Origin of the sequence: Enterobacter cloacae, assembly GCF_013375935.1 — a bacterium.
In the GTDB taxonomy this organism is placed as follows: Bacteria; Pseudomonadota; Gammaproteobacteria; order Enterobacterales; family Enterobacteriaceae; genus Enterobacter; species Enterobacter pasteurii.
This window is the reverse complement of sequence record NZ_CP056117.1, coordinates 1461633-1475196: the sequence shown is the minus strand read 5'-3', so window position 1 is coordinate 1475196 and position 13564 is coordinate 1461633. Positions and strand designations below refer to the sequence as shown.

Sequence of the window (13564 nt, the reverse complement as noted above, 5' to 3'; positions counted from 1 at the left end):
ATAGAAAAGAAATCGAGGCAAAAATGAGCAAAGTCAGACTCGCTATCATCGGTAACGGCATGGTCGGCCACCGCTTTATTGAGGATCTTCTTGATAAAGCCGATGCTGACCAGTTCGATATTACCGTGTTCTGTGAAGAACCCCGCAAGGCGTACGACCGTGTGCACCTGTCTTCCTACTTCTCCCACCATACCGCCGAAGAGCTATCCCTGGTGCGCGAAGGGTTCTACGAGAAGCATGGCGTAAAAGTGCTGGTGGGCGAACGCGCTATCACCATCAACCGTCAGGAGAAAGTGATCCACTCCAGCGCCGGGCGTACGGTTTTTTACGATAAGCTGATTATGGCGACTGGCTCGTATCCGTGGATCCCGCCAATTAAAGGTTCGGACACCCAGGATTGCTTCGTTTACCGCACCATTGAAGATCTCAACGCCATTGAATCCTGCGCGCGCCGCAGCAAACGCGGTGCGGTTGTCGGCGGTGGTCTGCTGGGCCTGGAAGCAGCGGGCGCGCTGAAAAACCTCGGCATTGAAACCCACGTCATCGAATTTGCCCCGATGCTGATGGCCGAACAGCTGGACCACATGGGTGGCGATCAGCTGCGCCGCAAGATTGAAAGCATGGGCGTGAAGGTTCACACCAGCAAAAACACCAAAGAGATCGTTCAGGAAGGCACCGAAGCGCGTAAAACCATGCGCTTTGCCGACGGCAGCGAGCTGGAAGTGGACTTTATCGTCTTCTCTACCGGTATTCGCCCGCGCGATAAGCTGGCCACTCAGTGCGGCCTGGCCGTTGCGCAGCGCGGCGGGATCATGATCAACGATACCTGCCAGACCTCCGATCCGGATATTTACGCCATCGGCGAGTGCGCCAGCTGGAATAACCGCGTGTATGGTCTGGTAGCGCCAGGGTACAAAATGGCGCAGGTCGCCGTTGACCATATCCTCGGCAGCGAAAACGCCTTCACCGGCGCAGACATGAGCGCCAAGCTGAAGCTGCTGGGCGTAGACGTGGGCGGTATCGGCGATGCGCACGGCCGTACCCCGAACTCCCGCAGCTACGTCTATCTGGACGAAAGCAAAGAAGTCTATAAACGTCTCATCGTCAGCCAGGACAACAAAACCCTGCTCGGTGCGGTGCTGGTAGGCGATACCAGCGACTTCGGCAACCTGCTCCAGCTGGTGCTGAACGCCATTGAGCTGCCGGAAAACCCGGACGCGCTGATCCTTCCGGCCCACGCGTCCAGCGGCAAACCGTCTATCGGCGTGGATAAACTGCCGGACAGCGCGCAGATTTGCTCCTGCTTCGACGTGACCAAAGGCATGCTGATCTCCGCCATCAACAAAGGCTGCCACACCGTTGCGGCGCTGAAGGCCGAAACCAAAGCCGGTACCGGCTGCGGCGGCTGTATTCCGCTGGTAACGCAGGTGCTGAACGCTGAGCTGGCAAAACAGGGCATCGAAGTAAACAACAACCTGTGCGAGCACTTTGCCTACTCTCGCCAGGAGCTGTACCACCTGATCCGCGTGGAAGGCATTAAGTCCTTCGACGAACTGCTGGAGAAACACGGCCAGGGCTACGGCTGTGAAGTGTGTAAGCCGACCGTCGGTTCCCTGCTGGCGTCCTGCTGGAACGAATACGTGCTCAAACCTGAGCACACGCCGCTGCAGGACACCAACGATAACTTCCTGGCCAATATCCAGAAAGACGGTACTTACTCGGTGATCCCGCGTTCTGCCGGTGGGGAAATTACCCCGGAAGGCCTGGTCGCCGTGGGACGAATCGCCCGCGAGTTTAACCTGTACACCAAAATTACCGGTTCCCAGCGTATCGGCCTGTTCGGCGCGCAAAAAGATGACCTGCCGGAAATCTGGCGTCAGCTGATTGAAGCAGGATTCGAAACGGGTCACGCGTACGCCAAGGCGCTGCGCATGGCGAAAACCTGCGTGGGCAGCACCTGGTGCCGCTACGGCGTGGGCGACAGCGTGGGCTTCGGCGTAGAGCTGGAAAACCGCTACAAGGGCATCCGTACGCCGCACAAAATGAAGTTCGGCGTCTCCGGCTGTACCCGTGAATGTGCGGAAGCGCAGGGTAAAGACGTGGGTATTATCGCCACCGAGAAAGGCTGGAACCTGTACGTATGCGGTAACGGCGGGATGAAGCCACGCCACGCCGACCTGCTGGCTGCGGATCTCGATCGCGATACGCTGATCAAGTATCTCGACCGCTTCATGATGTTCTACATTCGCACCGCCGATAAGCTGACCCGTACCGCGTCCTGGCTGGATAACCTGGAAGGCGGCATCGACTACCTGAAATCGGTCATCATCGACGACAAGCTGGGCCTGAATGAACAGCTGGAGTCCGAGATGGCTCGCCTGCGCGAGGCGGTGATCTGCGAGTGGACCGAAACCGTGAACACGCCAGCGGCGCAGACTCGCTTCAAACACTTTATCAACAGCACCCAGCGCGACCCGAACGTGCAGGTGGTGCCAGAGCGCGAACAGCATCGTCCTGCAACACCGTATGAACGCATTCCGGTGATGCTGGTGGAGGAAAACGCATGAGCCAGTGGGTAAACATCTGCAACATTAACGACATTCTGCCAGCGACCGGCGTTTGCGCGCTGCTGGGTAACGAGCAGGTCGCGATTTTCCGTCCTCGCCACGACGAACAGGTCTTTGCCATCAGCAATATCGACCCGTTCTTCGAGGCCAGCGTGCTCTCACGCGGACTTATTGCGGAGCACCAGGGCGAGCTGTGGGTCGCCAGCCCGCTGAAAAAGCAGCGTTTCCGCTTAACCGACGGCTACTGCATGGAAGATGAAAGCTTCTCGGTCAAGCACTACGACGTTCGCGTGAAGGACGGCGAGGTGCAGCTGAAAGCGTAACGCCCCGCCTTTTCAATAGGAAAGGCTTATGACCCCTTATGGGTAACGGCAGGAAAAACCGTATGTTCTGTACGATTCCTGCTGTTATCCTGACGTCAATTCTTCCCCCGCCACCCATGCTGTGAGGTAACGTCGTGGATCACCTGCCGATTTTTTGTCAATTACGCAACCGCGACTGCCTGCTCGTGGGCGGCGGCGATGTGGCTGAACGCAAGGCGCGCCTGCTGCTTGAGGCTGGCGCCCGACTGACCGTCAACGCCCTCACCTTTGCCCCGCAGTTTCACGTCTGGGCGCAGGAAGGGATGCTCGCGCTGGTACAGGGTGAGTTTGACGAATCCCTGCTGGAAACCTGCTGGCTGACGATTGCCGCCACGGACGACGACGGGGTGAACCAGCGCGTCAGCGACGCCTGCGAAGCGCGCCGGATCTTCTGTAACGTGGTGGATGCGCCGAAAGAGGCCAGCTTTATCATGCCGTCGATTATCGACCGCTCACCGCTGATGATTGCGGTGTCGTCCGGCGGCCGCTCGCCCGTTCTTGCCCGCCTGCTGCGGGAAAAGCTGGAGGCCGTGTTGCCGCAGCATCTCGGCCAGATCGCCCACTATGCAGGTCAACTGCGTTCACGCGTGAAGCAAACCTTCGCGACCGTGGGCGAGCGCCGCCGCTTCTGGGAGAAATTCTTCGTCAACGACAGGCTGGCGCAGTCGCTGGCAAATCAGGACGCGAAGGCCGTTGAAGAGACGACCGAGCAGCTGCTCTCTGAACCGCTGGATCATCGTGGCGAAGTGGTGCTGGTAGGCGCAGGCCCCGGCGATGCGGGTCTGCTGACGCTGAAAGGCCTGCAGCAGATCCAGCAGGCCGACATCGTGGTGTATGACCGACTGGTCTCCGATGACATCATGAACCTGGTGCGCCGCGACGCTGACCGGGTTTTCGTCGGCAAACGGGCGGGCTACCACTGCGTGCCGCAGGAAGAAATTAACCAGATCCTGCTGCGGGAAGCGCAGAAAGGTAAGCGCGTGGTGCGCCTGAAGGGCGGCGATCCGTTTATCTTTGGCCGCGGCGGCGAGGAGCTGGAAACCCTGTGCAACGCGGGCATTCCGTTCTCCGTGGTGCCGGGCATTACGGCGGCATCCGGCTGCTCTGCCTATTCCGGCATACCGTTAACCCATCGCGACTATGCCCAGAGCGTGCGCCTGGTGACGGGCCACCTGAAAACCGGCAGCGAGCTGGACTGGCATAATCTGGCCGCTGAAAAGCAGACGCTGGTGTTCTACATGGGGCTTAATCAGGCTGCGACCATTCAGGCCAGGCTTCTGGAGCACGGCATGGAGGCAGATATGCCGGTCGCGCTGGTGGAAAACGGTACCGCTATTACCCAGCGCGTGGTCGATGGCGTGCTGACGCAGCTGGGCGAGCTGGCGCAGCAGGTTGAAAGCCCGGCGCTGATCGTCGTTGGCCGCGTGGTTGAGCTTCGCGAAAAGCTGAACTGGTTCTCAAACCACTAACGCATATTCTCTTGTCCGGGAGTAGTCTTTAAGCGGACTACTCCCTTCTTACCGCAGTCGATAACATACCGTCCGCATAGTGGAACTTTTCCATTTATTCCCTCGTGTTACATCCATTTTTCGATATTTAGACAAGGAATGCGTATGTTCAAACTGGCAAAAGCCGCCGTTCTGGTTGGCCTGTTATCGACTCTGACTGCCTGCACCGGTCACGTTCAAAACACCAAAAATAACTGCAGCTATGATTACCTGCTGCACCCGGCGATCTCCATTTCGAAGATCATTGGTGGCTGCGGCCCGGCAGCACAGCAGTAAGCGTTTTTCAGGCGTAAAAAAACCGGGGGTTTCCCGGTTTTTTAGTTTGGGTGGTGCGGCCTGATGCCCTCATCCTGGCCCTCTCCCACAGGGAGAGGGAATAAACTCTAAAAACGGTAACGTGGTTACCGTTTTGCTTTTAGCTATGGCTTAGCGACAAACCCGATTGCTTCGTATACCGCTTTAAGCGTTTCGGATGCGCGCGCGCTGGCTTTTTCCGCACCGTCTTTCATCACTTTTTGCAGGAAGGCTTCGTCGTTGCGGAAGCGGTTATAGCGCTCCTGCAGCTCGGTCAGCATTCCTGAAACCGCTTCTGCCACTTCGCCTTTCAGGTGGCCGTACATCTTGCCCTCGAAGTGTTTTTCCAGCTCAGGGATGCTCTGTCCGGTTACGCCGGAGAGGATATCCAGCAGGTTGGAAACGCCGGCTTTGTTCTGCACGTCGTAGCGCACAACAGGCGGCTCGTCGGAGTCGGTCACCGCACGCTTCAGCTTTTTCACCACCGATTTCGGATCTTCCAGCAGGCCGATAACGTTGTTGCGGTTATCGTCAGACTTGGACATTTTCTTGGTCGGCTCCAGCAGCGACATCACGCGCGCGCCGGATTTCGGAATAAACGGCTCAGGCACTTTGAATACGTCACCGTACAGGGCGTTAAAGCGCTGGGCGATATCGCGGCTCAGCTCCAGATGCTGCTTCTGGTCTTCACCCACCGGCACCTGGTTGGTCTGGTACAGCAGAATGTCTGCCGCCATCAGCACCGGATAGTCAAACAGGCCGGCGTTGATGTTTTCAGAGTAGCGGGCAGACTTATCCTTAAACTGGGTCATGCGGCTCAGCTCACCAAAGTAGGTGTAGCAGTTCAGCGCCCAGCCCAGCTGCGCGTGCTCAGGCACGTGAGACTGAACGAAGATGGTGCTTTTCTCAGGATCGATGCCGCACGCCAGGTACAGCGCCAGCGTATCCAGCGTCGCTTTACGCAGCTTCTCGGGATCCTGACGGGCGGTGATGGCATGCAAATCCACGATGCAATAGATGCAGTGGTAGTCATCCTGCATGCTCACCCACTGACGTAACGCACCCATATAGTTACCAATGGTCAGTTCACCTGAAGGCTGTGCGCCACTAAAAACGATGGGCTTAGTCATTATTCAATTCCTGATGTTCACTGTGCGAGAGCCCGAGTGCGGGCAACAAATCTTTGAAGTGGTCGAACACGACGTCCGGCTCACTCAGCGTGATGGCCTCACCGTAGTTGTAGCCATAGGTCAACCCAACAGAGGGGCAACCTGCCGCTCTGGCGGCCAGAATATCATTGCGTGAATCGCCGACAAAGAGCAGCTCCGCAGGCGATAAGGATAATTTTCCTGCCACAAGCAGCAGCGGCTCGGGATGCGGCTTTTTGTTCTGCACGTCATCGCCGCCCACAATCACGGAGAAGTATTTCGCGATATCCAGCGCGTCCAGCAGGGGCGCAACAAACGGCGTCGGCTTGTTGGTGACCAGCCCCAGCGGAATACCTTTCGCGTGCAGCGCACTCAGGGTTTCAGCCACGTCCGGGAACAGGAAACTGCCCTCTTCAACGGTCTCTTCGTAGAAGCGGTCGAACAGCTTGCGCAGAATACGCTGCTGCTCGTCCTGGGGAATATCCGCGTGGTCAACGCCCGGCTTTCCCTGCGCGGAACGCTGAGAGGCGCGCTCCTGACGAGCCCAGGTCAGCGCGCGCTCCATCAGCACGTCCGCACCGTTACCAATCCACGTCACGACGCGCTCTTCGCCCGCAACGGGTAGTTCAAGCGCATACAGCGCACGATCGACGGCGCTGGTTAATCCTGGCGCGCTGTCGACCAGCGTGCCGTCGAGGTCAAATGCTACACCCCGAATAGCCTGCAATTTATCCATGACTTACCTTCGCCAGTTCACGGCGCATTTCATCAATGACGGTTTTGTAATCCGGTTGGTCGAAGATGGCAGAGCCTGCAACGAACATATCTGCCCCCGCAGCCGCAATCTCACCGATGTTACTGACCTTCACGCCGCCGTCCACTTCCAGGCGAATATCATAGCCAGACTCGTCAATACGGCGGCGCACTTCACGCAGCTTGTCGAGGGTCTGAGGGATAAACGACTGGCCGCCAAAGCCCGGGTTGACGGACATCAGCAGGATCACGTCCAGCTTGTCCATCACGTAGTCGAGATAGCTCAGCGGCGTCGCCGGGTTAAACACCAGCCCCGCCTTACAGCCGTTCTCTTTGATAAGCTGCAGGGTGCGGTCGACGTGCTCGGAGGCTTCCGGATGGAACGTGATGATGCTGGCACCCGCCGCGGCAAAATCAGGCACGATGCGATCAACCGGCTTCACCATCAGGTGCACGTCAATGGGCGCGGTGATGCCGTAGTTACGCAGCGCTTTAAGCACCATCGGGCCGATGGTCAGGTTGGGAACGTAGTGGTTATCCATAACGTCGAAATGGACGACGTCCGCGCCAGCCGCGAGAGCTTTGGCTGTGTCTTCACCCAGGCGGGCAAAATCGGCCGACAGAATTGAGGGAGCAATCAAAAACTGTTTCATCCGCATCTCCTTGAAATGTGTTTACCGGCGGGCAAAGGCTCAGGGTCGATAAAGCGCCAGAAGTTCGTCCACCTTTTTACGTGTGCCGCCGTTGCTGCTAATGCTACGACGCACTTTTACCTGAAAATGCTTCGCGGCTTTGTACCATTCGCGCGTATCAGGCGTGTCGTGATTCGAAATTAACACCGGAATTCTTTTGCTGACCAGCTTTTCCGCCATCTCTGCCAGACGGGCCTGCTCGGCCGGGCTAAAGCTGTTGGTGTGGTAGGCGGTAAAATTTGCCGTGGCCGAAAGCGGCGCGTAAGGCGGATCGCAGTAGACCACCGAGTTTACGCCAGCCAGCTCCATGCACGCTTCATACGAAAGGCAGTAGAACTCGGCATTCTGCGCTTTTTCAGCAAAGTGATACAGCTCGGCCTGCGGGAAATAGGGGCGCTTATAGCGGCCAAACGGCACGTTAAATTCGCCACGCAGGTTATACCGGCACAGGCCGTTATAGCCATGACGGTTGAGATAGAGGAACAACAGCGCGCGGCGGAACGGATCCTGGCTCTGGTTAAACTCAGCGCGGAACTGATAGTAAACGTCCGGGCTGTTGTTCTCTGGCGTAAACAGCTTGCGTGCCTCTTCCACATACTCGTCGGTACGCAGCTTAACAATGTTATAGAGGCTGATGAGGTCGCTGTTGATATCCGCCAGGATATAACGAGAAAAATCGGTATTCAGAAACACCGATCCCGCGCCCACGAAGGGCTCAATAAGACACTCGCCTTTCGGCAGGTGCTTTTTAATATCGTCGAGCAGGGGGTATTTCCCCCCTGCCCATTTCAGAAAAGCGCGATTTTTTTTCATGCTGACTAACTGATTACACCTTCTCCGGCTGTGGAGAAAGCTCCGACAGCATCCTGCGCTTTAAACATTACTTCAGATCGGCCTGCACCTGATGGATCGGCTTCGCCCACGGGTTCTTCGCCTGTACGTCCGCTGGCAGTGACGCCACGGCGCGTTTTGCTTCATCTTTAGAAGCATAAACGCCGCTTACCAGCACGTACCACGGCTGCCCGTTACGGGTCGTCTGATAAACCACATAGTTTTTCAGATTCGATTTCTTCGCCCAGGCGTTGAGGTTGTCGTAGTTAGACGAACTGCTCAGCTGCAACGTGTAGTTGCTGGATGACGCCGACTTCAGAGAACCTACGTTGCCCGTCGTTTTACCTGCCGCGGTGCTGGATGCGCTAGCGGTTGGCGTTGCAGCCGGTGCCGCTGTCGCAGCAGGCGCCGCTGTGGTCGCCGTCGCTTTCGGAGCAGCGGTTGCTGCTGGCGCTGGCGCTGGCGCTTTAACCGGCTGGCTCACCGCAGATTTTGTCTGCGCTGGCGCTTTCGCTTCAGGCGCTTTTACTACGGCCTGCGGTTTAGCCTCACGCTTCGGCTCAATCACGGCCTGCTTACGTTCCTGACGCGGTGCAGTCTGCGTCTGACGCGGTTTGGTTTCCGTTGCCGCAGCCTGCTGTTGGGCAGTACTGCCATGAACTGGCGCAACGGTGGCAGGTTCAGTTGGCAGCGTGGAGTTCACCACGGCATTGTTAACCTGCTCCTGATTTTGCGGCTGCATCAGCGCGTTGTTCAGATCGCCCTGGACTTCGACACGCTGCTGGCCTTCAGGCGCAGCAGGGGTCTGGCCCTGAGTCGGGGTAGCAGAAACAGGCGGCAGAGAGATATCCTGACCGGCGCTGGTGTTGCCGGCAGTCTGCTCTGCAGAAGTCATGCCCGGCGCAGGCTGTGCGCCGTTCGCCTGATTGCTCGCATCGTTACCAGACAGGTCGATGCTCTTTTCAGCAGACGCGGTCTGCTCGCCAGAATTTGTAGAAGGTGCTTTCAGCGCGGAACCGATGCCGACAATCAGCAATATCAGTACCAGAACGCCAAGACCCATCATGATGTACTGTCGGGAAGCCGGTTTTGCCGCTACCGCTTTTTTACGCTTGCGCGGTCGGCGTTCGACGGGCTGTTCATCCATTAACGCTTCTTCGGATTCGTACTCCTCATCTTCACGCTCATTTCGCGCATTGCGGCTGCGCGAAGGACGACGATCGTCTGCATCCAGATCGACATCGTCAAAATTGATCTGCGGCTCGTTATCACGTTCTGAAGATTGACGAGAACGACCAGTACGACGATCGCTGGGATCGGGTTTCAGCTCGTCTTCTGGTTTGAATTCATCCATTTAACACCCCACTCAAAGGCTTATGCCAACGACTCTGCATTTACCTGAAGCTAAACGACCACCCGTTAGAGCGGTCTGACCTTTCTAGTTGTTACGCCTGCTGACAATCAGCAATAGCGCCAAGTACGACGTCGTGCGGCACTCCGCCGCGCACTTCACTTTTCCCTATTGCAAGCGGGAGCACCAGACGCATCTCGCCTGCCAATACTTTTTTATCGCGCATCATGTGGGGAAGGTACGCCTGCGCAGCCATTTCCTGCGGTCCGCTCACCGGCAACCCCGCACGTTTAAGCAACGCGATGATACGCGCGGTCTCTTCCGGCCTGAACTGACCCAGACGTTCAGAGGCACGCGCTGCCATGACCATCCCGGCAGCGACGGCTTCACCGTGAAGCCAGTTACCGTAGCCCATTTCGGCTTCGATCGCATGGCCAAACGTATGCCCCAGATTCAGTAAAGCACGTAAGCCGGTTTCACGCTCATCTGCGGCAACGACTTCTGCTTTCAGCTCACAGCAACGGCGAATACAGTAGGCCATTGCCTGCCCATCGAGGCGCAGCAGCGCATCCATATTCTCTTCGAGCCAGTTAAAAAACTCACCGTCAAGAATAATGCCGTATTTGATCACTTCTGCAAGGCCAGAAGCCAGCTCGCGCGCTGGCAAGGTTTTCAGACAGTCGAGATCCACCACCACCGATGCAGGCTGGTAGAACGCGCCAATCATGTTTTTGCCAAGCGGATGGTTCACCGCCGTTTTACCGCCTACAGACGAATCGACCTGTGACAGCAACGTGGTTGGAATTTGAATAAAGCGCACGCCGCGCTGGTAGCTGGCGGCTGCAAAACCGGTCAGATCGCCTACAACACCGCCGCCCAGGGCAAGCAGCGTTGTATCACGACCGTGCGGTTTTTGCAGAAGTGCGGTAAAGACGGTATCAAGCACCGTCAGGCTTTTATACTGCTCGCCGTCGGGCAGAATCACACTGTCGACCTTTACGCCCGCCTGCTCAAGCAGGTGACGTACGCGGTCGAGATAAAGCGGAGCCAGCGTCTCGTTGGTGACCAGCATCGCCTGATCACCCGCTTTCAGTGGTAAGAAGGAAGCTGGGTCGTTAAACAAACCAGCCGCGATGGTGATAGGGTAACTACGTTCCCCGAGAGTAACTGTAATCCTCTCCATGACGCGACATCCACCTTAAATGCTTATTACCCGCAGGCGAGTGTATATAAAGCCAGAATCAGTTGCTTTCCAGCATATGAATAATCTGGTTTGCAACCACTTTAGCGCTCTGATCGTCAGTACGAATGGTCACATCAGCAATCTCTTCGTACAGAGGATTGCGTTCATCGGCCAACGCTTCCAGAACTTCACGTGGCGGCGTTTCAACCTGCAGCAACGGGCGCTTTTTATCACGCTGCGTGCGTGCCAGCTGTTTTTCGATGGTCGTCTCAAGATAGACCACTACACCACGGGCGGAGAGACGGTTGCGGGTTTCGCGAGATTTTACAGAGCCGCCGCCTGTTGCCAGCACAATGCCCTGTTTTTCCGTGAGTTCGTTGATCACTTTTTCTTCTCGGTCACGGAAACCTTCTTCGCCTTCTACATCGAAGACCCAGCCCACATCCGCTCCGGTTCGTTTCTCAATCTCTTGATCAGAATCGTAAAATTCCATATTGAGTTGTTGAGCTAACTGACGCCCAATAGTGCTTTTGCCGGCACCCATAGGCCCAACCAGAAAGATATTGCGTTTCTCTGCCATTTTTTCGGTACTACTAAGACTATTCGTTAATGGTAATCCCCGCTGCGCAGACACCTGGCGTAGCAGGACATGAACTGAAACCTCATATGCAATAGAGCGAGAGTCAGACGAAAAATTATCTCAATACTCCGGCTTGTTTGGCAACTGATTAAATCACCGTACCCGGTGCACTGGGAAATAAGACGTAAGTCCAACTCAAATCGGTACTCCTTGTATGCTAATTCATGCCCCACGTCAAACATCTGCAACAAACTGAATGCAAAATCATTGCGGGGATCGTTACCCATTAATCAATACTGACCAGACGTGGCGTGATAAACACCACCAGCTCGCGTCGTTCATTATCTTTTCCGTCATGGCGAAACAGCTGGCCCAGCAGCGGGATGTTTCCCAGCACGGGCACGCTATCGCGTCCGGTTTTATTCTTTTGCGAAAAAATGCCGCCCAGCGCGAGCGTTTCTCCACTTTTTACCTCAACCTGCGTTTCAATCTCCTGCTTATCAATTGCCAGCGTTTCGCCGTCTGCCTGTTGCAGCACCTGGCCGGGCATATTTTCACTGATATGCAGCTTAAGGCGAACGCGGCCTCCCGGCAGCACCACCGGCGTGACCTCCATCCCCAGTACCGCCTCTTTAAACTCAACCGAGGTTGCCCCGCTCTCGCCGCTCGAGACCTGATACGGAATTTCGCTGCCCTGTTTGATGCTTGCTGGCTGCATGTGGGACGCCAGCAGCCGCGGGCTGGCGATGATATCCACCTGCTGCTTTTGCTCAAGCGCCGACAGTTCCAGATCCAGCATCCTGCCGTTGATGCGCCCGATGTTAAAGCCAACGTGGGCGGTCGCGCCCGCCGCCGCCAGGTCTGCGCCAAGCGTCGTGACCTGTCCGATTTTTTCGGTCCCAGTTGCCCCGGCAAGGCTCCACTTCACGCCCAGCTCGCGCAGGCTTTTTTCACTGATTGTTACGATTTGCGCCGCCAGCTCCACCTGCTCGACGGGCAGATCCATCTGCGCCGCCCAGCGCTGCAGCACGTCCACCACCGTCTTGTTATCCCTTACCAGAAGACGGTTGGTGCGCCTGTCGACGGATAAGCTGCCCTTCGGGCTTAAGAGCTTTTCCGCCGCTTTTTGCAATTCGCCGGCGTCTGCGTAAGAAAATGGAATGCTGTGAGCGATTAACGGGGCGTTGAGCTGACGCTGGGCCCGCTCCTGCTCCTTACGCGCCTGTTGCTCCCGCTGCCAGGCCGCCGTATGCACATAAAAAATGCCAGCCTCTTCCCGCAGTACCAGCCCGGCGCTGTTGACTACCGTCTGAAGCGCCTGCCGCCAGGGCACCCGCGCTAAATTCAGCGAAAGCGAGCCGCTAACGTCCGGCGATACCACCAGGTTGCGGTCCTCCTGCGCGACCAGCGCCTGCAGCACCTGAACCACCGGCACCTCATCCACCAGCAGGGTGACCAGCTTTGGCGCGGCGGCCAACAGGGGCTGGCTGAGCGCCATCAGCAACAGCAATATCCTTATCTTCACTTTTTTTCGATCCTTCTCGTTGCCATGTCCATTGCTGCGGCTCGCACCTCTCGCCGACGTCAACGGTCAGTTGTTGTTTATCTATCGCGCTTACCCGCCACCCTGGCGTTAACCGCATCTGTCGCTTAACCCGGTGCCAGCGTTTCTGCCCGTCCTGCATAAGGCCGATATCGCTGCTGCCGCTGATAACTCCCCGATACCGCCACTGGCCGAGCTGACCAGCGGCGCAAAGGTCTTCCGGCGCGGAGAAGGGGTCCCGCATCCCCGTCAGGAAAAGCAAAGAAAGCAGGATCAGTACGCGTGCTTTACCGGGCATGGCCGGTCTCCAGCTGGAGGCTGAGGCGAAGCTGCGTGCCCTGAGGGGCGATATCAAACGCGCTTACCCGCACGTCCTTACGCGCCAGACGGGAAAAGAGCGCCGGGACCGCCTGCCATGAAGCGTCAAGCGCCAGCTCTCCCCCGATCTGCCGCGGTTTCCAGTGCACCAGCCTGGCGCCCTCTCCCTGAAGCGCCAGCGGGGAAAAGGGCTCAGCCGAATGCGCGCCTCTCACCTGCGCTACCACCGGCTGCCGCAGAGCCCGTGGCCACAGCGACGCGTTGATGCGCCCGGCACTAAGGACCTGCGCCTGAATGCGGGCGAAGTGGATATAAGCGGGTCTCAGCAGCAGCCCCCAGATCGCAAGCGCAACAATAGCCGAGGCGATCGACCAGCAAAGCACGCGCCGGGAAGGAGGCGCGTCGGCCCAGCGTTGATACCACATATTCATCGC

Annotated in this window: 14 protein-coding genes; 4 read left to right on the top strand and 10 right to left on the bottom strand. The window is 57.3% G+C overall.

Annotated features, from left to right (window positions below; all coding sequences use genetic code 11):
• Positions 1–23 precede the first annotated feature (23 nt).
• From nirB to HWQ14_RS06855, 4 genes are all read left to right on the top strand, one after another.
• A complete protein-coding gene (gene nirB, locus HWQ14_RS06870) occupies positions 24–2567 on the top strand; it encodes a nitrite reductase large subunit NirB (protein WP_148422586.1) in 2544 nt (847 codons plus the stop codon).
• Positions 2564–2890 carry a nitrite reductase small subunit NirD gene (nirD, locus tag HWQ14_RS06865; RefSeq protein ID WP_176609325.1) on the top strand — a complete coding sequence of 109 codons (327 nt, stop codon included), beginning with the start codon at positions 2564–2566 and terminating at the stop codon, positions 2888–2890. The genes nirB and nirD overlap by 4 nt, the downstream gene beginning before the upstream one ends.
• Positions 2891–3024: 134 nt before the next feature.
• Positions 3025–4398 carry a siroheme synthase CysG gene (gene cysG, locus HWQ14_RS06860; protein WP_176609324.1) on the top strand — a complete coding sequence of 458 codons (1374 nt, stop codon included), beginning with the start codon at positions 3025–3027 and terminating at the stop codon, positions 4396–4398.
• A gap of 144 nt (positions 4399–4542) precedes the next feature.
• Complete coding sequence (locus HWQ14_RS06855; RefSeq protein ID WP_008503029.1) at positions 4543–4713, top strand: YhfL family protein; 171 nt, start codon at positions 4543–4545, stop codon at positions 4711–4713.
• Between the two features lie 143 nt (positions 4714–4856).
• Here the strand turns inward: HWQ14_RS06855 and trpS are convergent, their stop codons facing one another.
• From trpS to HWQ14_RS06805, 10 genes are all read right to left on the bottom strand, one after another.
• A complete protein-coding gene (trpS, locus tag HWQ14_RS06850) occupies positions 4857–5861 on the bottom strand; it encodes a tryptophan--tRNA ligase (protein WP_176609323.1) in 1005 nt (334 codons plus the stop codon).
• The gene (gph, locus tag HWQ14_RS06845; RefSeq protein ID WP_176609322.1) at positions 5854–6615 is read right to left on the bottom strand and encodes a phosphoglycolate phosphatase; all 762 of its coding nucleotides are present in this window, start codon (positions 6613–6615) and stop codon (positions 5854–5856) included. The genes trpS and gph overlap by 8 nt, the downstream gene beginning before the upstream one ends.
• A complete protein-coding gene (gene rpe, locus HWQ14_RS06840) occupies positions 6608–7285 on the bottom strand; it encodes a ribulose-phosphate 3-epimerase (RefSeq protein ID WP_176609321.1) in 678 nt (225 codons plus the stop codon). Before rpe ends, gph begins: the two co-directional genes overlap by 8 nt.
• A 39-nt stretch (positions 7286–7324) precedes the next feature.
• Positions 7325–8137 carry an adenine-specific DNA-methyltransferase gene (dam, locus tag HWQ14_RS06835; protein WP_148420598.1) on the bottom strand — a complete coding sequence of 271 codons (813 nt, stop codon included), beginning with the start codon at positions 8135–8137 and terminating at the stop codon, positions 7325–7327.
• Positions 8138–8204: 67 nt separating this feature from the next.
• Positions 8205–9509, bottom strand: a complete 1305-nt coding sequence (damX, locus tag HWQ14_RS06830) for a cell division protein DamX (RefSeq protein ID WP_176609320.1) — start codon at positions 9507–9509, stop codon at positions 8205–8207.
• Positions 9510–9600: 91 nt separating this feature from the next.
• Entirely contained in the window at positions 9601–10689 is a 1089-nt protein-coding gene (aroB, locus tag HWQ14_RS06825) for a 3-dehydroquinate synthase (RefSeq protein WP_148420596.1), read from the bottom strand.
• A 58-nt stretch (positions 10690–10747) separates the two neighbouring features.
• Positions 10748–11269 (bottom strand): shikimate kinase AroK, encoded by a 522-nt coding sequence (aroK, locus tag HWQ14_RS06820; RefSeq protein ID WP_003861630.1) that lies wholly within the window; start codon positions 11267–11269, stop codon positions 10748–10750.
• Positions 11270–11555: 286 nt separating this feature from the next.
• Positions 11556–12767, bottom strand: a complete 1212-nt coding sequence (gene hofQ, locus HWQ14_RS06815) for a DNA uptake porin HofQ (protein ID WP_245166458.1) — start codon at positions 12765–12767, stop codon at positions 11556–11558.
• Positions 12706–13110, bottom strand: coding sequence for a HofP DNA utilization family protein (locus HWQ14_RS06810; protein ID WP_176609318.1), 405 nt, complete (start codon positions 13108–13110; stop codon positions 12706–12708). Before HWQ14_RS06810 ends, hofQ begins: the two co-directional genes overlap by 62 nt.
• Positions 13100–13561, bottom strand: coding sequence for a DNA utilization protein HofO (locus HWQ14_RS06805; protein ID WP_176609317.1), 462 nt, complete (start codon positions 13559–13561; stop codon positions 13100–13102). Before HWQ14_RS06805 ends, HWQ14_RS06810 begins: the two co-directional genes overlap by 11 nt.
• Positions 13562–13564: the final 3 nt, after the last annotated feature.

Coding starts and splice junctions, on each gene's coding strand:
- nirB (WP_148422586.1), top strand. CDS start 24: ATGAGCAAAGTCAGACTCGCTATCATCGGTAACGGCATGGTCGGCCAC.
- nirD (WP_176609325.1), top strand. CDS start 2,564: ATGAGCCAGTGGGTAAACATCTGCAACATTAACGACATTCTGCCAGCG.
- HWQ14_RS06855 (WP_008503029.1), top strand. CDS start 4,543: ATGTTCAAACTGGCAAAAGCCGCCGTTCTGGTTGGCCTGTTATCGACT.
- trpS (WP_176609323.1), bottom strand. CDS start 5,861: ATGACTAAGCCCATCGTTTTTAGTGGCGCACAGCCTTCAGGTGAACTG.
- gph (WP_176609322.1), bottom strand. CDS start 6,615: ATGGATAAATTGCAGGCTATTCGGGGTGTAGCATTTGACCTCGACGGC.
- rpe (WP_176609321.1), bottom strand. CDS start 7,285: ATGAAACAGTTTTTGATTGCTCCCTCAATTCTGTCGGCCGATTTTGCC.
- dam (WP_148420598.1), bottom strand. CDS start 8,137: ATGAAAAAAAATCGCGCTTTTCTGAAATGGGCAGGGGGGAAATACCCC.
- damX (WP_176609320.1), bottom strand. CDS start 9,509: ATGGATGAATTCAAACCAGAAGACGAGCTGAAACCCGATCCCAGCGAT.
- aroB (WP_148420596.1), bottom strand. CDS start 10,689: ATGGAGAGGATTACAGTTACTCTCGGGGAACGTAGTTACCCTATCACC.
- aroK (WP_003861630.1), bottom strand. CDS start 11,269: ATGGCAGAGAAACGCAATATCTTTCTGGTTGGGCCTATGGGTGCCGGC.
- hofQ (WP_245166458.1), bottom strand. CDS start 12,767: ATGGCGCTCAGCCAGCCCCTGTTGGCCGCCGCGCCAAAGCTGGTCACC.
- HWQ14_RS06810 (WP_176609318.1), bottom strand. CDS start 13,110: ATGCCCGGTAAAGCACGCGTACTGATCCTGCTTTCTTTGCTTTTCCTG.
- HWQ14_RS06805 (WP_176609317.1), bottom strand. CDS start 13,561: ATGAATATGTGGTATCAACGCTGGGCCGACGCGCCTCCTTCCCGGCGC.